The following is a 17,882-nucleotide window of genomic DNA, read 5'->3' as shown; positions in this document are numbered from 1 at the left end:
GGCAGGTGTCTGGCCCCTGACATTACGATGCGTGCGGTGGTTTAATCTCCTTCAGGAGATCCAAAATGTTATTACTGCCTGTCGATTTTACTTTTTGATAAAATACAGGTTCGGAAATCGGTGAATCCCATTGATGGATCTGTTCTTTTTTGAATGGGATACATTTCATGGCTGTGCGCTTCAGCGCTTTACTGCGGAGATCGTAAGCCTCGAAATCATCCGCCGTTGTTTTCAGGCTTGCCGCTCTCGCTGCGTTAATCTGGCTTGGGCATATGAGCTGAATATTACCCAGTGAAAAGATATTTACCCCAGTGATAAAAAATCGTGACGGGATTTCTTTATAGTAACGGGTGTTCCACGTTGCTCCGTCAAACATGGCGTGGGGATGCGTCTGCGTCTCGATGTAATACTGGTGAGTCCGCCAGTCACTGATGCCAGAAAGATTGAGGGTCATGTTGATAAGCAAGTTCGGCGTGGGTCTAAAGAAAATCGTCATCAGGAACACCAGGGCCGGAATGACAATCACTATTGTCGTTATCATCTGGATGATGTTTTTCTGTTCACTTACGAGGATCATACCAGGAAAAATGCCGACCACGGCCAGAACCACTGACAGCCCGGTGAAAATGGTTAATTGCGCGAGCATGCTTGTTTCACTGTTAAAATCAAGCTGGCTGGTCACGAACAGAAGTGGGAGGACCTGAACACACGCAGGAATAAGCAATAAAGCAGGTAACCCGAACTTAATCGGCCATGTTGCGAGGTATTTCTTTTCCAGCGCGTTATCAATTTTAACATATACATGGGTGAAAATTTGCCATCTCGACATACTCCAGGTCGTCAACAGAAGCAGGCCGATCGCCGTTATCGTAACGGCAAATCCATTCCAGTTGCGAAAATAATAAAGACTCATGCCGCTGATAAACACGATGCAAATCATGATGCTGTTTACCAGACTCACATTCGCGAGTCGTGAGGGTAAGCCTTCATAATGCTTTAGCGATTGTTCATTCGATAAGTAGATTAAATACAGTAAGAAAGACGAAATAAATATAACGATACTGAAGCCGAACAGGGAAAGCAGAGTGAAACCAAATATGATGCCAATAGCGCTCGTCACGCTCAACGCATCATAAAGAATATCCAGTCGGTCAATGTTAGCGAGATAGAACCATATAACGCTAAAGGTACACCCTGTCACGAAGGTGGACGAGGTTATAATGGCGATGAAAAATTTACGGTTAATGATTTTTAAAAAATCGGCCTTCATCCTGACGCCCCCTTTTGTAAAGGGGCATCATAAGACGTGATAAGCCTTAATTTCCAGCCCCCAAAATGTGTGATAAATATTGAGGGCGTTCCCTTCCTGCGCCGCACAGAGCGGTGGCGATCGCTTAACTGGTAGACTCACCCACAAGCTCAATCCGGTTTCCGTCCGGATCGGCAATCACGGCTTCATAAAATCCATCTCCCGTCATCCGCGGGGCGCTGAGCAACGTTCCGCCCGAGCGTGCCTGCTCCGCCATGCTGTCCACCTTTGCTTTACTGCCAACATCAATGGCGATATGCGCCCAGCCGATAAACTCTGGGTAAGCGGGAGCGTCGGGCAGGTCGGGGACGGTCATCAGCTCAATGGTCGGCCCGTTGTCCAGCGTAATGAAGTGCGAGGCAAAGCCCTGGCGGTTGTTACTGAGGTAGCGCTCGTTGCTCCGCCCGCCAAAAATCGTTTCCCAGAACCTGACCTGGGCGTCCAGGCTGCGCGTCCAAAGCGCGACATGTGCAATATTCATCATAACCCTCGTTGTTTGTCTTGCGCGGTTGTGCAACATTATGCGTACTGATACGCGATTAGGTTTATTTAAAGGATTTTTAATGCTCGATTATGCTGCTTTTCCGGATCAACGACAAGCTCGGATCCGTCAGATCCTGACCGAGAGTGGAAGAGTGGTTTGCGCAGAGCTGGCGATCCAGATGGGGGTTTCAGAGCACACTATACGCCGTGATTTGCACGAGCTGAGCAAGAAGGGCATCTGTAAAAAGGTCTACGGCGGGGCGGTGCTTCAGCTGCCGGAGGCGGGGAGCTTTATCAGCCGCGAGCAGATAAACAGTGCAAAAAAAATCACAATCGCGCAGAAAGCTGCAACGCTTGTCAAGGCAGGCTGCTGCATTTTTATCGATACCGGCACGACGAATCTGGCGCTGGCGAAAGCGTTGCCTGCGGAGTTAAGCGTTACGGTGGTGACCAATTCGCCGGTTATTGCGGCGGCGCTGCTGCACCATCCGCTGTGCGAGGTAATTATGATCGGCGGGCCGATCCAGCGGGCATCCGGTGGGGCGACTGGCGCAACGGCGGTGAGCCAGATCCAGGGGATTATCTTCGATCAGGCCTTTATCGGCGGCTGCGCGATGGATCCTGATACGGGGCTGACCGGCTTTGATTTTGCCGACTGTGAGTTCAAAAAAGCGGTGATTGCCCAGAGTAACGAGACCATTGTCGCGCTGACCCCGGACAAGCTTCCCGGCGTGGCGCGCTACGTGGTGGCAAATAGCCGCGACATTGACGTGCTGGTGGTGGACGAGAATATGGAGAGGGACCTTATCGATACCTTTGTGGCACAGGATGTTCGCATTGTGTGCGCTTGAGGACTTTGACGGGTAAAACAGGCTACACTCTGGTTTTGAGCGCGACAAGCTGAGGAAACAACAATGCACTACACACTGAAAGAAAGCGACAAGGAAAAAGCGGAAGGAACAAACGGCGCGGGCGCTCTACAGCAAAAACTGCTGGAATCCCGTTCGATTGTCATCTCCGGAGAGATTAACCAGGAGCTGGCCCAGAAGGTCATCACTCAGATGATCCTGCTGCAAAGCGTCAGCAACGATCCGATCAAGCTGTACATCAACAGTCAGGGCGGCCACGTGGAAGCGGGCGACACCATCCACGACTTCATTAAGTTTATCCGTCCGGAAGTGCATGTGATCGGCACCGGCTGGGTGGCGAGCGCCGGGATTACCATCTTCCTGGCGGCGAAAAAAGAGCACCGCTACGCTCTGCCGAATACCCGCTTTATGATCCACCAGCCGCTGGGCGGCGTGCGCGGTCAGGCAACGGATATCGAAATCGAAGCGCGCGAGATCATCCGCATGCTGGAACGCGTGAACAAGCTGATTGCTGACGCCACCGGCCAGCCGCTGGAGAAAGTGAAGAAAGACACCGACCGTAACTTCTGGATGTCACCGGCGGAAGCGCTGGACTACGGCATCGTGGGTAAACTGATTACCCATTATGACGAGCTGAACCTGGATTAAGTTTAAGCCGGCGTGTGCGTCGGGTGACGGCTTCGCCTTACCCGACCTACGCGCGCTCGATTGACCCATGACAAGTTCCCCCCTCGCTGTCTCTTCTATAATCGCGCCTGTCTCCCCTCTCACTGGTGCTACCCATGGCGTATCAACTGAACCTGAACTGGCCGGAATTTCTTGAAAAATACTGGCAAAAACAACCCGTTGTGCTGAAAAATGCCTTCCCGAATTTTGTCGACCCCATTACCCCTGATGAACTGGCGGGTCTGGCGATGGAGCCGGAAGTTGATAGCCGCCTGGTAAGCCATGCTAACGGCAAGTGGCAGGCGAGCAATGGCCCGTTTGAGCATTTCGATAACCTCGGTGAAACCGGCTGGTCCCTGCTGGCGCAGGCGGTGAACCACTGGCATATGCCCGCAGCAGAGCTGGTGCGTCCGTTCCGCGTCCTGCCGGACTGGCGTCTTGATGACCTGATGATCTCCTTCTCCGTCCCGGGTGGCGGCGTTGGGCCGCATATCGATCAGTACGATGTGTTTATTATCCAGGGGATGGGCAGCCGCCGCTGGCGCGTGGGGGACAAGCTGCCGATGCGTCAGTTCTGTCCGCATCCGGCCCTGCTGCATGTCGATCCGTTTGAGCCGATCATCGACGAAGATCTGGCGCCGGGCGATATCCTTTACATTCCGCCTGGATTCCCGCATGACGGCTTCACCCATGAAACCGCGCTCAACTACTCTGTCGGTTTCCGCGGGCCGAACGGTCGCGATCTGATTAGCAGCTTTGCCGACTACGCGCTGGAGAACGATCTGGGCGGCGAACATTACAGCGATCCGGATCTGACCTGCCGCGAACACCCTGGCCGCGTGGAGCAGTACGAGCTCGAACGCATTCGCCAGATGATGATCGACATGATTAGCAAGCCAGATGATTTTACGAAATGGTTTGGCAGCTTCGTCTCCACGCCGCGTCACGAGCTGGATATTGCCGCCGCCGAGCCGCCGTATTCCGCAGAAGAGGTGCTCGACGCGCTGCAAGGGGGCGAAACGCTCTCCCGCCTGAGCGGGCTGCGCGTGCTGAACATCAACGGCAGCGTCTTTATCAACAGCGAACAGCTGGAAACGGCGGATGTGAACGGGGCGGACGCGCTGTGCCGCTTCACCGAGCTCGGCCAGGCTGAGCTGGGCGATGCGCTGAATAATCCTGCGTTTGTGGAAGAGCTGACCGGTTTGATTAACCAGGGCTACTGGTTCTTCGACGAGTAACAGCAGGCGGCGTTTAGTCAGGCTAAACGCCGCCAGGTTCAAACCAGCATATTACAGGCCTTCCAGTAGTTAAGAAGCCGCTCATCGTCGCGCTCTTTCTCCGCTTTGATTTTCATCGCCTGGGCGAGATTTTCTCGCGATACTTCATGGCCTTTTTGCACGATGTCTAAAACCGCTTCACCAAGAGCCAGTGAAATTTCTGCCCGATTATTGCGAATCGTCATAAATACCTCCTCGTTGGTTGCGATAATCTAATTATGAACGGGAAATAATCAGTCGGTAATAATTCATCTCATTCTTATTTTTCCATTTCGGCATTAAGTAGACTTAATATTCAGTTCTGTCAATGATGTTTCAAAATGCTAATAAGACGTTTAAGCCTGAATTTATGCGCTACAGTTAATGTCGTGCAACAGGCAAATAACCGAAACAGGAGAATAATGATGGTAGATAAAAGCGCAATTAAGGATCACACTCAGGTTGTCGCCAGCTGCGGAACGCACGTCGGGGTTGTGGACCATCTTGATGGTGAGCGTATCAAGCTTGCGAAGAGCGATCCGGAATCGGGCGGCAAACACCACTTTATTCCTCTCGGCTGGGTTGATAAGGTCGAAGATAATAAAGTTGTCCTGACCAAAAACCATAAAGAGGTTTTTGCTGAGTGGCAGGAAGCATAAATATATTTCTCGCAAGGAAATATATGCCTTCGCTCCGGCTTCGTCCGGAGCGTAATAGTGTCTGCGCCCGGTGATTGCTGCCATTACAAATGGATGGTACTGTTTTGCCTGTCCTTTCCCCGATGCAGGCCCCGAATGATGCTCCAGAGTGAAAATAGATCAGCGAAACGCATATTTTTTGTTGAAGATTTTCAGGTATTCGGCGAGCGCTACGGCATCGACTACCGTTTCCCCCAGTTAAAAGAGGCGCAGGTCAGCGGTAGCCCCGTGTTGCAGGGGAATGTTGAAGAGATGATGCTCTCGTCCGGCATTTCGCTGACCCATTCCGACGTACGTGTATTACAGCCCTATGAAACCACCTCTCGCCACAGCAGCCCGCTCTATATGCTGGTGGTGCTGGAAGGGTGCGTGACGCTCACACTCAATGGTATCAATTATCCCGTCCGCCCGGGCATGGCGTTCAGCTCACGTCTGAGTGAAGATCAGGTGATGAGCGCGCGTCACGATGCCGACAGCACGCTGAAAACGCTCTCGTTTGGCGTCTACCCGCACGATGCCGGACGTGAAGCCCTGCTTGAGTCATTGCTTCTGGAATGGCAAAGCCTGAATGCACCCGCGTTTGTCTGGCAGGTTCCCGAGTTTGTGATGTCAGGTATTCTGCATGCGCAGCGGCAGGGGGGAAGCGTGCTCTCACGCAAGCTGTTGCTGGAGGGGCTGATGTATCAGCTGCTCGGTCACGGCCTCAACCAGCGCCAGCAGCCTTGCCCAGGCCGCCCTGAACATGCGCGTCTTGAACGCGTGCGGAGCCTGCTGGAACAGTCTCCTGAACGGGATCATACTCTCGCGCAACTCGCAGCCCTTGCGGCAATGAGCCCGAGCAGCCTGCGCAGCAAGTTCCGTCAGCGCTACGGCTGCACGCTTTTCGACTACCTGCGCGACTGCCGCCTTGCGCTGGCGCGCCGCTATCTGCTGGAAGGCCACAGCGTGCAGCAGGCGGCGTGGATGTGTGGCTATCAGCATGCCACCAATTTCGCCACCGCGTTTCGCCGTCATTACGGGATTTCACCGGGTGACGTGCGCAAACTCCGCTAACGTAATTTCTCCTGTTGCGCGAATGCATCCCGTGCGGTTTAGCATCGCGCATACGTAACCTGGCGGCACGCATAGCCGTTTGCACTCTCAAAAAGGTAATAATTCTTATTAACAATAAGAAATATCTCTGGAGAGGGTTATGTTTGCTAAATCGCGTCTGGCACTGCTGGTGGGATGGGTTACCGGTAGCGTCGCTTTTCCTTTACTGGCGCAGGATGCCCAAAAAACTGACACCGTGGTGGTGACCTCGCAGATGCAGTCTGCGGCCACCAAGCTTGAAACACCGGATATTGAAACCCCGCAGTCGGTCTCTATCGTCACTCGCGAGCAGTTCGAAGAGCAGGGCGCAACCAGCGTGCGTCAGGCCGTGAGCTACACGCCGGGGGTCTACAGCAACCAGATCGGGGCGTCAAACCGCTTTGACTACATGGTGCTGCGCGGCTTCTCGGACGGCAGTCTGGACAACGTCTACCTCGACGGCCTGAAGATGATGGGCGACACCAACTCCCACAGCTCGCTGGTGGTTGACCCGTGGTTCCTGGACAGTATCGAAGTCGTGCGCGGTCCGGCCTCCGTGCTCTATGGCCGCTCATCGCCGGGCGGGATTGTGGCGCTCACCTCCCGTAAGCCATCGTTCGATCCTGGCGGGGAGATCAAGCTCTTCGCCGGTAACAATAACCAGCGTGGGGCGATGTTCGACGTCACTGGCCCGGTTGATGATAACGACCGCGTGGCGGTGCGCCTCAGCGGGATGACCCGCTATGCCGATTCCCAGTTCGATCCGCTGAAGGAAGAGCGTTACGCCCTGATGCCGAGCCTGACCTGGCGTATCACCGACAACACCCGTCTGGATCTGATGGCCTACCTGCACCGCGATCCGGAAGGCGGTAGCCACTCCGGCCTGCCATATGAGGGCACCGTTGTACCGCACAGCGGTAAGAAAATCTCCAACACCTTCTTCGAGGGCGAGGACGATTACGACAAGTACGATCGTCGGGAAAACATGGTCGGCTATAACATTGAGCACCTGTTTGACAGCGGCTGGTCCGTGCGCCAGAAGCTGCGCTACCTGCACACCAAAGTCGAGCTGAACCAGGTGTATGCCGCAGGCTGGCTGAATGACACCGAGCTGAACCGCGGCTATTCCGGCTCCGACGAGAAGATGAACGCCATCACCCTGGATAACCAGGTCGACGGCAGCTTCGATACCGGGGCGGTAAACCACCGCGTGCTGATCGGCATGGACTACCAGGACCGCACCAACAACGTCACCGGCTACTACGGCGGCTTCCCGCCGATTGACGCTTTCCATCCTGTTTACGGCGCGAAGCCGGACTACATCACCCAGTACAGCAGGGAAAAACACAAGCTGCGCCAGACCGGCTACTACCTACAGGATCAGATGTCCATTGACCGCTGGCGCCTCACGCTGGGCGGGCGTTACGACCAGGTGAGCGTGTCGAACGTCGACAACTTCAACCACACCCGCAGCGATCTGGATAAAAACAACTTCAGCAGCCGTGCGGCGCTGCTGTATCTATTTGATAACGGCGTCGCGCCGTACGTCAGTTACTCTACCGCCTTTACGCCGACCAGCTTTGCCGACGAGCAGGGCAACATTTTGGATCCGATGAAGGGCAAGCAGTGGGAAGCGGGTGTGAAGTATGAGCCGGAGGGGTTGAACAGCCAGTTCAGCGCCTCGGTGTTCCGCATTAACCAGAAGAACATTGCCACTAAAGAGGAGCCGACCGATCCGTACCGTTCCATCGGTGAAATCGAATCCGAAGGCGTTGAACTGGAGGCGATTGGTCAGCTGACCGACAGCCTGCGTATGCAGGCGGCGTACACCTACACGGATATTCGCTACAAGAAGAGCAGCCCGGAAGAGGAGGGCAAGCGCGCCGTTTATGCCCCGCGTAACATGGCCAGCGCCTGGCTGAGTTACGACGTCAAAACCGGCCCTCTGGACGGCCTGACCGTCGGCTCCGGCGTGCGCTATGTCAACGGGATCGCCAGCGATCGCCAGAACACCCATACGCTTCCGTCGTACACGCTGGTGGATATGACCGTGGGGTATGACCTGTCGAAAGTGGGGCTCACGGGCGTGAGCGCGCAGTTGAACGTCAATAACCTGACGGACAGAAGCTACGTCGCGGCGTGTAACTCGCTCTATTACTGCTACTTCGGTGCAGAACGCAGCATTGTTGGCAGCGTTTCGTGGAAGTTCTGAGTCGTTGACCATTGCCCGGTGGCGGTTTCCACCCTCTCCCTTTGGGAGAGGGTTGGGGTGAGGGCAACAGGCCGCACTACTCCTCCATCGCAATCACAATTGCCTCGCCCATCTTCCTCAGCGCTTCGCGGTTCTTCTCCGTCGGCGGCAACGCCACGTTGATCCGCAGGCAGTTGCGGTACTTCCCGGAGGCAGAAAACAGCGACCCGGCCGCAGCCTGGATCTTCAGACGGCACAGCTGCTTGCTGACGCACACCATATCGACCGTCTCCGGCAGCTCAACCCACAGCAGGAAGCTTCCCTGCGGGCGGGTGACGCATATCTCTGCCGGAAAATACTGCCGCACCCAGCAGGTATAGGTTTCCATATTCTGCTGATAAATCTGACGCATACGGCGCACGTGGCGATGGTAATGGCCGTCGCGAATAAACGCCGCCACCGCCATCTGCGTGCCCGGCACGTTAAACCCGCCCGCGGCGTATTTCATGTGCATCACCCGGTCGTAATAGCGCCCCGGCACGATCCAGCCGACCCGCAGGCCCGGCGCCACGGTTTTGGTAAACGAGCTGCATAAGAGCACGCGGCCATCTATGTCCATAGAATGAATGGTGCGCGGACGCGGGTACTCCGCCGCCAGCTCGCCGTAAATGTCATCCTCAACAATCACGATATCGTGCCGCTGTGCCAGGGCTAAGACCTGCTTCTTGCGAGACTCCGGCATGATAAACCCGAGCGGGTTATTGCAGTTCGGCACCAGGATCACCGCCTTGATCGGCCATTGCTCCAGCGCCAGCTCTAACGCCTCGATGCTGATCCCGGTCTCGGGATCGGTGGGAATTTCAATGGCCTTGATGTCAAAGCCGCGTAGCATCTGCATGGTGCCGTGAAACGATGGTGACTCGACTGCCACGATGTCACCCGGCTTGCACACCGAGAGCAGGGCGATCGACAGCGCGCCGTGGCAGCCGTTGGTGATGACAATCTCGTTTGCCGCCACGGTGGAGCCGCCATCCAGCATCAGACGGGCGATTTGCTCGCGTAGCTCCAGGCGCCCGTCGAGCACGTCATAGCTCAGCATTTCGCCCGGATTATGCTGCGCAATGCGGCTCATCTCACGCCACAGCGGCTTCAGGCTCGGTTGGTTAATGTCCGGTGAGCCGCCGCCAAAGGAGATCATCTCTTTGTCGGCGCGGGCGTCCAGCAGCATCATCACTTCGTCCCACTGGGTGACGTCCACGGGGCGCTGCACCGGGCGCGTCATCGCCGGGACGGGCGGCTGGGCTTTGCGTTTCGAGACAAAATAGCCGGAGCGCGGCTGAGGCGTAATCAGCTGGCGGTTTTCGAGGATCTGGTAGGCCTGCTGTATGGTGCTGATGCTCACGCCGTGCTCCTGGCTCAGCGTGCGTACCGACGGCAGACGTTCACCGCTGCGATACAGCCCTTGTTCGATACGTTCCGCCAGGAGGTTGGCCAGATGTTGATAGCGCGTCATGCTGTATCCTTTTTTTTTACCATACAGAGCATTAAACCAGTACAGATTGATGGGTAAACCACCATGCAGATACCGTTTTAGCGGATCTGTATGGTAAACAAAAGCAGTTTTTGAATCTGTATTGTACTGGCCGTTTTCCATGATGATAACTCCACTGGCACAGCGAGGAGAGCATCATGGAATTCTACGAGAATCGTTCAAAACGTCCGTTTATCGCGTTTGTCTGGGTAGCGAAAACGCTGCGTAACTGGTATCGCATCAACCGTACCCGCCGTATTCTGAGCCAGATGAGCGACGAGCAGCTCAAGGACGTCGGGTTATCGCGATATGATGTGTGAGCATAGGGTTGCCCGGTGGCGCTACGCTTACCGGGCCTACAGGAGACCGTAGGCCGGGTAAGGCGCAGCCGCCACCCGGCGGTTTTCAGCTCAACAGCGCAAGCGTCTGCCGTTTCGGCCTTTCCAGCAGCTCAACCGCCTCCTGATATGACCGCACGTTGTTATAGCCCATCACCAGCCCGTAGCGTTTGCCCGACCCGCGATACCACGCCGAAAGCGCATTGACCTGCAATTGCTGTTCCTGCCAGCAGCGGGCGATCTCCCGGTCAGCGCTTCCCTTTGCGAGGAACGCGACAATATGCATTCCACCGTCGTTTTGCTCGGTGAAGAACAGATCACCATAGACCTCACGCAGGGCGGCAATCATCCAGTCGCGGCGGGTTTGATAGAGCGCGCGCATCTTTTTCAGATGACGGAAAAAATGCCCCTCGTTGAGAAAGGCTGTGAGGATCTTTTGCGTCAGCACCGGCTGGCCGCTGGTGAGGATGTCCGCGCTGTCGGTAAACGCGCCGACGGTGCTGGCGGGCATCACCACGTAGCCCATGCGCAGTGAAGGCATGATGGTTTTGCTGAAGGTGCCCATAAAGATCACCCTGTCATGCTGGTCGAGGCTTTTCAACGACGGCAGCACTTTGCGGGTGTAGTGAAATTCGCCGTCATAGTCATCTTCGATAATCCACGCCTCGTTTTGTGACGCCCAGTCGAGCAGCTGCTGCTTGCGCGGCAGGGAGAGCGTCACCGCCAGCGGGCTCTGGTGCGACGGGGTAACGATGGCGAAGCGGGCATCGTGGTGATTACGCAGCAGGTAGTCCGTATCCATCCCTGCGCGATCGACCGGCACGGTGTGCAGGCGGGGCACAATGCGCTTGAGCAACTGCTGGCCCATAAAGTAGCCCGGATCCTCAAATACCACCTTATCGCTGCGGCTGGCGAGCGTGTCGAGGATCAGGCGCAGGCTGCCGCTGTAGCCGCTGGTGATCAGCACCTGTTCTGCGGTGCAGGACAACCCGCGCGAGATATTGAGATAGCGGGCAATTGCCTCGCGCAGCGGATACCAGCCCAGCACCGGCGGGTTGAGCATTTCATCCTGACGCATGGCGCGCGTCGCCTGGCCTGCCAGCAGCAGCCATTTTTTATAGGGGAAGCTGTCGAGCGCGGGAATGCCGGGGCGCAGAAAACCGGCCCGTTCGCGCTGGCTAATCAACGACGCCGGCAGCGTGCCGGTCGCTTGTTCTGCCGGAGCGTTTTGCGCGGGCAGCAGAAGATCCGGATTCACCCGCGTGCCGCGCGCGCCCTGGCTTACCAGATATCCTTCCCCCGTCAGAATGGCATAGGCTGTTTCAACGGTTTTTCGCGCCACCTTCAGCTCTTCAGCCAGCACGCGGATGGCAGGCACTTTGTCGCCGGGCTTCAGTACGCCGCGCGTGATGTTATCGCGATAGCGGGTATAAATGTCGTGATAGCCTGGCTTCATGTCCTACCTCATTTCAGGTTTTTTGTGTCTTTTTACTATGTCATTAACGACGTAGATTTGCCTCATCGCATGATAAAAACCGCACAAAAAAGAGGAAAGACAATGAGCACCCGCGTAAACCACCACAAAGCCACACCTGCACTCGCCAACGCGCTTTCCGCCCTGAGCATGGAAGTGGCGAAAACCTCCATTGATCCGGCGCTGAAGCACCTGATCGACATTCGCGTCTCGCAGCTGAACGGCTGTACCTTCTGCCTGGATATGCATTCGAAAGAGGCCAAAATTGCCGGCGAGCGCGAGCTGCGCCTGTACCATCTGGCGGCGTGGCGGGAGTCGCCGCTGTTCAGCGCCCGCGAGAAAGCCGCGCTGGCCTTCACCGAAGCGCTGACCCAGATTGGCGTTCTCGGCGTGAGCGACGCGCTGTACCGCAGCGTGGCGGAGCATTTCTCGGACGTGGAAATTTCAGAGCTGAACTTCGCCATCGTAGCGATCAACGCCTGGAACCGCCTGGGCATTACCTCCCGCATGGAGCCGGGCTCGCTGGATGCGGCATATGGGCTGAACAAGGCTAACCTGGAGTAATCCCGCGCTCGCGGATTATCGCCACCAGCGCCCGTAAGCCTGGCGGGACGTGACGATGGCGAGTGGGGGATTCGGGCGTTTATGGAGCCGAGGTCGATTGTGGGTTAAACCCTGCCCGGTGGCGCTACGCTTACCGGGCCTACAAAACACCGTAGGCCGGATAAGCGCAGCGCCATCCGGCAAACACTTCGCTCCATACCGAAGCATCCACACCATTAGTCCCGCATTCTCTCCATATCATCACAACGGAGAGACCTTCATGATCGCAGTCCTTTTCGAAGTTAAAGCTGCACCGGCGCATCAGGCGCGCTATCTTCAACTTGCCGCAGAGCTTAAGCCTTTGCTGGCCGATATCGACGGCTTTATTGATATCGAACGGTTCCAGAGCCTGACGACCGACGGCAAAATCCTGTCCCTTTCCTGGTGGCGGGATGAAGAGGCCGTCCGCCGCTGGAAGCAGAACGTCTTTCATCAGGCCGCGCAGGCCGAAGGCCGGGCGTCGATTTTTTCTTTCTACCGTATTCGCGTGGCGCAGCTGATGCGGGAGTACAGCTCCGAAACGGGAGGGCACGCGGATGTATGACGTTCATGTGATTTTCGACAACAGGCCCGGCGAGCAGGGTGAAATTGCGGCGGCGCTGGAACAGGCCATTGCCGCTGTAGCGGCTACAATGGCCGATCCGTCGCGCGTGAAGATGCTCTGTGCTCTGATGGACGGGCGGGCGTGGACGGCTACAGAGCTGAGCGTGGCGGCAGACGTTGCGCCGTCGACCGCCAGTGGGCATCTCGCGCGGCTGGTGGAGGGAAAGCTGATTACCTGCCTGTCTCAGGGGCGGCATCGCTACTATCGCCTGGCGGGACACGACGTGGCGGCGCTTGTCGAGCAGATGATGGGACTCTCCTGGAGCCGCATCACGCCGCCGGAAACCTCCGCGCCAAAAGCCCTGCGCGAAGCACGAACCTGCTACGACCATCTTGCCGGAACGGTGGCGGTGCATATCTATGAATTCATGCAGGCGGAAGGCTGGCTTGAGGCAGACGGTTCAGCGCTCACGCTACATGGCCGCGAGCAGTTTCTGAAGCTTGGTATTCCGTTAAATCCCAATACCCGTCGCAAGGCGTGCTGCGCCTGCCTGGACTGGAGCGAGCGGCGGTTTCATCTGGGGGGAGAGGCTGGCGCGGCGCTGCTCATCCACATGGAAAGCAAAGGCTGGATCCAGCGGGTGGCGGGGTACAGGGAGGTGGTGGTGACGGCTTCGGGGAAAAGTGCCGTCAGGAAGCATTTTAGCCGCTAAACGCCGTTGCGGGCTGATGCCCTCACCCCGACCCTCTCCCACAGGGAGAGGGAGAACATCGTTTCGCAATTCCTGCGCTTTAACTTCTCGTTTCTTGATACTTACCCTGATAACTATTATCGTAATGGCGTACTACGAGAGGATTCCCCATGAGTGAAGAAGATCTGTTTAGCCGCAGGCCGATGGGCATGCGGATGGCGATGATCGTGCGTCAGTGGCGCGCAGTCATCGACGACGCCATTCTCGACACCGGGTTAACCCAGTCGAGCTGGACGGTGATGATGCAGCTTCATCAACTCGGGGATAACGTCTCGGTCAGCGAGCTGGCGGAAGTGCAGGGGATTGAACTGCCTCCGCTAATGCGTACGCTGACACAGCTGGAAAAGCAGGGCTACCTGCTGCGCACCGTCTCGCCGTATGACAAGCGTATCCGGCTGCTGACGCTGACGCCTGAGGGAAAAGCCATTCTTGAAAGGCTCTCTCAGGTGATTGAGACGTATCAGGCGCGCGTATCGCAAAACATCGCGCCGGAACATCTCGATATTTTCAGTGCCACACTCAATCAAATCGCCTGCAATTTGCGGACAATCCGCGAAGAAGATAATAAGACCGAAAAATAATGACTCCTGAACAAAAGTTTGCCCGCTGGGTAAGGGTGAGTATTGCCTCTTTCCTGCTGATGTTTGTCTACTTTATCGTCGCGGATATCTGGATCCCGCTGACGCCGGACTCCACCGTGATGCGCGTGGTGACCCCGGTGTCTGCCCGCGTCTCCGGGTATGTGGCGGCGGTACATGTCCACAACAATAGCCAGGTTAAGAGAGGCGATCTGCTGTTTGAGCTCGACGCCACGCCGTTTCGCAATAAGGTCGAAGCGGCGCAGATTGCGCTGGAACAGGCGCGTCTGTCTAACGATCAGCTGGACGCGCAGATTGCCGCGGCGCAGGCCAGCCTGAAAACCGCGGTGCTGACGGCGCGTAATGACAAAGTTACCTTCGACCGCTACCAGAAACTGAGTACCTTGCAGAGCGTGTCGCAGGCGGATCTGGATAAGGTCCGTACCACCTGGCAGAGCAGCGAGCAGTCCGTCAGCTCGATTCAGGCGAATATTCATAACCTGCGCATTCAGCGCGGCGAGCAGGACGAGCACCACAACGTGACGCTGCAAAAATACCGTAACGCGCTGGATGAAGCGGAGCTAAATCTTGGCTGGACGAAGGTCTACGCCGAGGCGGACGGCACGGTCAGTAACCTGCAATTAAGCCCCGGTTTTTACGCCTCGTCCGGTTCGGCTGCGCTGGCGCTGGTGAACACCCGGATCGATATCGTGGCGGATTTCCGCGAGAAGAGCCTGCGGCATACCCACCAGGGGACCGACGCCGCCGTGGTGTTTGACGCCTTCCCGGGGCAAGTTTTCCGTGCCCACGTCACCAGCAGCGACGCGGGGATCCTCGCCGGACAGGAGGCCGTAAACGGTCAACTTTCTGAACCGGAAACCTCCAACCGCTGGGTGCGTGATGCCCAGCGTATGCGCATTCACGTGGCGCTGGACGAAGCCTTACCGAAGTCGCTGCCGACCGGCGCGCGCGCCACCGTGCAGCTCTACAATAGCGAAGGGCCGTTTGCGCGATTCTTCTCCGGGATGCAAATCCATCTGGTGAGCCTGCTTCACTATGTCTATTAGCACCCTGGCGCGGGTATTTACCCCGCACGGCAACATCGTCTATACGGCAAACGACTTTCGCCAGACCCTGCGTATCGTCTTTGCCGGGATGATTGCGCTCAGTATTTCGAGTTTCTACAACACCAGCTACGGCGTGTTTTTTGTGGTCTATCCGATCATGCTGCTCTCGCTGGTGCCGGTGTTTAACCGCCACGTGGCGAAGCAGTTTATCTTCAGCGCCTCGCTGAACTGCATCGAAATGGTGTTTATCATCGGCTATCTGTCCCAGTGGCCGGTCATTATGACGCTGGTGGTGTTTGCCCTGTACGTGATGCGTTTTCGCTTTATGAGTAAGGGGCCGCTGTTCCTGTTCGGCTCGATGGGCGTGGTTTGCCAGAGCGTGATGCTCAACTTTATGAGCTACCCCACCACCAACTGGCACACGCTTTTATTCTCTAACATCGAAGCGAGCGTGATGGCGGTGTGCCTGAGCGCGCTGATGAACTACCTGCTGCCGGACGTGGAGCCGCGTAAGCCGCCGCCGCTGATCGAGAAAGATGACGCCCGCGTGCGCCACGAGTCTCTGCTCTCGGGCACCGTGTCGACGCTGATTTTCGTGGTGTTCCAGATGAGCGACTTAAGCGATTCTCTTTCGGCGCTGATGGCGGGCATTCTGATCCTGTTCCCGATGCACTATCGCGGATCGGTTATCAGCTCCATCTGGCGCGTGGTCGGCGTGGTGCTGGGGTGTCTCTATATCCTTGTCGTCCAGCTTATCCTCTACGATCACAGCAGCCATATGCTGCTGATGATGCCGCTGATTGGCCTTGGACTGGCGTTTGGCGCGCGTCTGCACGTAATGGAGAAGGTCGGCGCCGGGGTAGGCTTCGCCAGTATCACCACCATCGGCATTATGTTCGGGCAGAACATGCATCCGGACAGCGACCTGGTGTTCAGCGATCTGTACCGCATCACCTCCGTCACCTTCGCGCTGGTGGTCACGCTGACGATGGTCTTTCTGGTGCACCTGATCCTGAACCGCTTCGAGGCGACGCGCTACGTTATCGCGCCGCCAAAAGCGGATTAATGCCCCAGCATGGCGGGCAGTTGCGAGAGCAGAAACAGGATCAGGCCAATTGTTCCGCCCACCAGGGTACCGTTAACGCGAATGAACTGAAGATCTTTACCGATATTGAGTTCTATCTGGCGTGACATGTCTTTGGCATCCCAGCTTTTCACCGTGTCGCTGATATGTCGCGTCAGGAACGCGGCGAAATCAGGCGCCACGCGGTGCGCGGCCTGCTCCAGATGCTCATTCAGCGACGCCCGCAGGCTGGCGTCGTTGGTCAGCGTTTCGCCAAACCACAGCCCGGCGTTGGCGATACGCTGCTTCACGCGGGAATCATCGCTCTGCATGTCATTTTTCAGCCACTGGCGCAGGTCAGCCCACATTTCCCCCAGATAGCGGTTAAAGGCTTCGTCATTCTTCAGGTAGTGTTTGATATTCTCGGCTTTCGCCGTCATCTCCGGATCGTTTTTCAGATTGTCGATGAACTTGATCGTGGCGCGGTCAAACGCCTGACGGATCTGGTGCGTGCGGTCGTGGCTGATATCGTCCAGCAGCGTGTTCACCGCGTTCGACACCATCTCCGCGCTTTGATCGCCCAGCCACTCGGTGGGCAGCACCATCGCCTTGCGCGGATGCTCGGTCTTAAGCCAGTGGACGATCTGGTCGGCAATAAATTCCCGCGTGCTTTCCCGCTGAATCAGGGTAATCAGGCGGTTGATGATGGCGTCCAGCAGCACCTGGTGACGGTTGTTTTTGGTCATGCTTTCCAGCATGACAGCGCTGGTCTCGGTTAGATCGACCTTGTCGATAGCCTTGTGGACGGCGCGTTTGAGCAGGCGCTGAATGCGCCCATCGTCGGTAAGTTCCAGAAAACCGCTCATCACCTGCACCAGATGCTGCCCCACGCGCCGGGCGTTATCGGGCTGGCTGAACCAGGTCCCAATCATCTGTGCGGGCTCGTAACGACGGATAAGATCGACAAGGGATTGCGTATCGAGAAACTTTTCCTGCACGAACTGGCCGAGATTGTCGCCGATGCGGTCTTTATTGCGCGGGATAATCGCCGTATGGCGCGAGATAAAGGGAATTGGCACCCGGCGGAACAGCGCGACAACGGCAAACCAGTCCGCCAGCGCGCCGACCATCGCCGCTTCGGCAATGGCTTTTACGCCGCGCACCCAGAAGGTTTGCGGCAGGAACAGAGTGGTGATAAACGCTGCGACGGCAATCAGCAGCAGCGACAGCGCTAGAAGCTTGGCGCGTTTGAGTTCGGTATGTTTTTCCATGGGCTAAGGATAGAGGGATACGGGGGAAAAGTGCAAAGCTGCACGAGGCCAGTCATCTCACTTTCTGGAATGCTCCTTCAGAAATCAAATCAAAACATTGTCTTTTTCGTTCAAATGCT

The 17,882-nt window shown here is 56.6% G+C and carries 18 protein-coding genes and 1 pseudogene; 13 read left to right on the top strand and 6 right to left on the bottom strand.

Annotation, left to right across the window (positions count from 1 at the left end; translation table 11 throughout):
• Window positions 1-22: 22 nt before the first annotated feature.
• Together IM290_RS21550 and IM290_RS01085 are read right to left on the bottom strand one after the other, a co-directional pair.
• Window positions 23-1,270: a hypothetical protein gene (locus IM290_RS21550; protein WP_226876009.1), complete on the bottom strand. Its 1,248-nt coding sequence runs from the start codon at window positions 1,268-1,270 to the stop codon at window positions 23-25.
• 124 nt (window positions 1,271-1,394) lie between these two features.
• The gene (locus IM290_RS01085; RefSeq protein ID WP_193042014.1) at window positions 1,395-1,790 is read right to left on the bottom strand and encodes a VOC family protein; all 396 of its coding nucleotides are present in this window, start codon (window positions 1,788-1,790) and stop codon (window positions 1,395-1,397) included.
• Window positions 1,791-1,872: 82 nt separating this feature from the next.
• Here IM290_RS01085 and IM290_RS01080 point away from each other — a divergent pair, with 82 nt between their 5' ends.
• The 3 genes and pseudogenes from IM290_RS01080 to IM290_RS01070 all read left to right on the top strand — a co-directional run bounded on the left by IM290_RS01080 (window position 1,873) and on the right by IM290_RS01070 (window position 4,565).
• Window positions 1,873-2,643: a DeoR/GlpR family DNA-binding transcription regulator gene (locus tag IM290_RS01080; RefSeq protein WP_193042015.1), complete on the top strand. Its 771-nt coding sequence runs from the start codon at window positions 1,873-1,875 to the stop codon at window positions 2,641-2,643.
• A gap of 60 nt (window positions 2,644-2,703) precedes the next feature.
• Window positions 2,704-3,309 (top strand): annotated as a pseudogene (locus IM290_RS01075) (ATP-dependent Clp protease proteolytic subunit); the annotation flags it as partial.
• Between the two features lie 134 nt (window positions 3,310-3,443).
• Entirely contained in the window at window positions 3,444-4,565 is a 1,122-nt protein-coding gene (locus tag IM290_RS01070; protein ID WP_193042016.1) for a cupin domain-containing protein, read from the top strand.
• Between the two features lie 38 nt (window positions 4,566-4,603).
• On the opposite strand, the gene IM290_RS01065 is transcribed toward IM290_RS01070, so the two are convergent.
• Window positions 4,604-4,789 (bottom strand): hypothetical protein, encoded by a 186-nt coding sequence (locus IM290_RS01065; RefSeq protein ID WP_023295865.1) that lies wholly within the window; start codon window positions 4,787-4,789, stop codon window positions 4,604-4,606.
• A gap of 219 nt (window positions 4,790-5,008) precedes the next feature.
• Here IM290_RS01065 and IM290_RS01060 point away from each other — a divergent pair, with 219 nt between their 5' ends.
• The 3 genes from IM290_RS01060 (at window position 5,009) to foxA (ending at window position 8,564) form a co-directional block, all read left to right on the top strand.
• The gene (locus IM290_RS01060) at window positions 5,009-5,242 is read left to right on the top strand and encodes a DUF2171 domain-containing protein (RefSeq protein WP_003863067.1); all 234 of its coding nucleotides are present in this window, start codon (window positions 5,009-5,011) and stop codon (window positions 5,240-5,242) included.
• A gap of 135 nt (window positions 5,243-5,377) precedes the next feature.
• Window positions 5,378-6,334, top strand: coding sequence for an AraC family transcriptional regulator (locus IM290_RS01055; protein WP_015572569.1), 957 nt, complete (start codon window positions 5,378-5,380; stop codon window positions 6,332-6,334).
• Between the two features lie 121 nt (window positions 6,335-6,455).
• Window positions 6,456-8,564, top strand: a complete 2,109-nt coding sequence (gene foxA, locus IM290_RS01050; protein ID WP_193042073.1) for a ferrioxamine B receptor FoxA — start codon at window positions 6,456-6,458, stop codon at window positions 8,562-8,564.
• 76 nt (window positions 8,565-8,640) lie between these two features.
• On the opposite strand, the gene IM290_RS01045 is transcribed toward foxA, so the two are convergent.
• Window positions 8,641-10,056: a PLP-dependent aminotransferase family protein gene (locus tag IM290_RS01045; RefSeq protein WP_026080655.1), complete on the bottom strand. Its 1,416-nt coding sequence runs from the start codon at window positions 10,054-10,056 to the stop codon at window positions 8,641-8,643.
• Window positions 10,057-10,232: 176 nt separating this feature from the next.
• Between IM290_RS01045 and IM290_RS01040 the strand changes: the two genes are divergently transcribed.
• On the top strand, window positions 10,233-10,394 hold the full coding sequence (locus IM290_RS01040; RefSeq protein ID WP_003863073.1) for a DUF1127 domain-containing protein: 162 nt from the start codon (window positions 10,233-10,235) through the stop codon (window positions 10,392-10,394).
• A gap of 85 nt (window positions 10,395-10,479) precedes the next feature.
• On the opposite strand, the gene IM290_RS01035 is transcribed toward IM290_RS01040, so the two are convergent.
• A complete protein-coding gene (locus tag IM290_RS01035) occupies window positions 10,480-11,868 on the bottom strand; it encodes a PLP-dependent aminotransferase family protein (RefSeq protein ID WP_017694575.1) in 1,389 nt (462 codons plus the stop codon).
• Between the two features lie 102 nt (window positions 11,869-11,970).
• On the opposite strand from IM290_RS01035, the gene IM290_RS01030 reads away from it, so the two are divergent.
• The 6 genes from IM290_RS01030 to IM290_RS01005 all read left to right on the top strand — a co-directional run bounded on the left by IM290_RS01030 (window position 11,971) and on the right by IM290_RS01005 (window position 16,495).
• Complete coding sequence (locus tag IM290_RS01030) at window positions 11,971-12,450, top strand: carboxymuconolactone decarboxylase family protein (RefSeq protein WP_193042017.1); 480 nt, start codon at window positions 11,971-11,973, stop codon at window positions 12,448-12,450.
• A 259-nt stretch (window positions 12,451-12,709) separates the two neighbouring features.
• Complete coding sequence (locus tag IM290_RS01025; RefSeq protein WP_193042018.1) at window positions 12,710-13,033, top strand: antibiotic biosynthesis monooxygenase; 324 nt, start codon at window positions 12,710-12,712, stop codon at window positions 13,031-13,033.
• A complete protein-coding gene (locus IM290_RS01020; RefSeq protein ID WP_017383867.1) occupies window positions 13,026-13,745 on the top strand; it encodes a helix-turn-helix transcriptional regulator in 720 nt (239 codons plus the stop codon). The genes IM290_RS01025 and IM290_RS01020 overlap by 8 nt, the downstream gene beginning before the upstream one ends.
• Before the next feature lie 149 nt (window positions 13,746-13,894).
• On the top strand, window positions 13,895-14,365 hold the full coding sequence (locus IM290_RS01015; protein WP_015572576.1) for a MarR family winged helix-turn-helix transcriptional regulator: 471 nt from the start codon (window positions 13,895-13,897) through the stop codon (window positions 14,363-14,365).
• The gene (locus IM290_RS01010) at window positions 14,362-15,429 is read left to right on the top strand and encodes an HlyD family secretion protein (protein WP_086524236.1); all 1,068 of its coding nucleotides are present in this window, start codon (window positions 14,362-14,364) and stop codon (window positions 15,427-15,429) included. The genes IM290_RS01015 and IM290_RS01010 overlap by 4 nt, the downstream gene beginning before the upstream one ends.
• Window positions 15,419-16,495 (top strand): DUF2955 domain-containing protein, encoded by a 1,077-nt coding sequence (locus IM290_RS01005; RefSeq protein ID WP_193042019.1) that lies wholly within the window; start codon window positions 15,419-15,421, stop codon window positions 16,493-16,495. Before IM290_RS01010 ends, IM290_RS01005 begins: the two co-directional genes overlap by 11 nt.
• On the opposite strand, the gene IM290_RS01000 is transcribed toward IM290_RS01005, so the two are convergent.
• Entirely contained in the window at window positions 16,492-17,763 is a 1,272-nt protein-coding gene (locus tag IM290_RS01000; RefSeq protein ID WP_045348387.1) for a DUF445 domain-containing protein, read from the bottom strand. The genes IM290_RS01005 and IM290_RS01000 overlap by 4 nt on opposite strands.
• Window positions 17,764-17,882: the final 119 nt, after the last annotated feature.

Origin of the sequence: Enterobacter cloacae complex sp. S1, assembly GCF_014930525.1 — a bacterium.
Taxonomy (GTDB): Bacteria; Pseudomonadota; Gammaproteobacteria; order Enterobacterales; family Enterobacteriaceae; genus Enterobacter; species Enterobacter hormaechei_C.
This window is presented reverse-complemented; position numbering and strand designations above follow the sequence as displayed.

Bases quoted from the DNA above. Each gene is read 5' to 3' on its own strand.
- IM290_RS21550 (WP_226876009.1), bottom strand. From the start codon at position 1,270: ATGAAGGCCGATTTTTTAAAAATCATTAACCGTAAATTTTTCATCGCC.
- IM290_RS01085 (WP_193042014.1), bottom strand. From the start codon at position 1,790: ATGAATATTGCACATGTCGCGCTTTGGACGCGCAGCCTGGACGCCCAG.
- IM290_RS01080 (WP_193042015.1), top strand. From the start codon at position 1,873: ATGCTCGATTATGCTGCTTTTCCGGATCAACGACAAGCTCGGATCCGT.
- IM290_RS01070 (WP_193042016.1), top strand. From the start codon at position 3,444: ATGGCGTATCAACTGAACCTGAACTGGCCGGAATTTCTTGAAAAATAC.
- IM290_RS01065 (WP_023295865.1), bottom strand. From the start codon at position 4,789: ATGACGATTCGCAATAATCGGGCAGAAATTTCACTGGCTCTTGGTGAA.
- IM290_RS01060 (WP_003863067.1), top strand. From the start codon at position 5,009: ATGGTAGATAAAAGCGCAATTAAGGATCACACTCAGGTTGTCGCCAGC.
- IM290_RS01055 (WP_015572569.1), top strand. From the start codon at position 5,378: ATGATGCTCCAGAGTGAAAATAGATCAGCGAAACGCATATTTTTTGTT.
- IM290_RS01045 (WP_026080655.1), bottom strand. From the start codon at position 10,056: ATGACGCGCTATCAACATCTGGCCAACCTCCTGGCGGAACGTATCGAA.
- IM290_RS01040 (WP_003863073.1), top strand. From the start codon at position 10,233: ATGGAATTCTACGAGAATCGTTCAAAACGTCCGTTTATCGCGTTTGTC.
- IM290_RS01035 (WP_017694575.1), bottom strand. From the start codon at position 11,868: ATGAAGCCAGGCTATCACGACATTTATACCCGCTATCGCGATAACATC.
- IM290_RS01030 (WP_193042017.1), top strand. From the start codon at position 11,971: ATGAGCACCCGCGTAAACCACCACAAAGCCACACCTGCACTCGCCAAC.
- IM290_RS01025 (WP_193042018.1), top strand. From the start codon at position 12,710: ATGATCGCAGTCCTTTTCGAAGTTAAAGCTGCACCGGCGCATCAGGCG.
- IM290_RS01020 (WP_017383867.1), top strand. From the start codon at position 13,026: ATGTATGACGTTCATGTGATTTTCGACAACAGGCCCGGCGAGCAGGGT.
- IM290_RS01015 (WP_015572576.1), top strand. From the start codon at position 13,895: ATGAGTGAAGAAGATCTGTTTAGCCGCAGGCCGATGGGCATGCGGATG.
- IM290_RS01005 (WP_193042019.1), top strand. From the start codon at position 15,419: ATGTCTATTAGCACCCTGGCGCGGGTATTTACCCCGCACGGCAACATC.
- IM290_RS01000 (WP_045348387.1), bottom strand. From the start codon at position 17,763: ATGGAAAAACATACCGAACTCAAACGCGCCAAGCTTCTAGCGCTGTCG.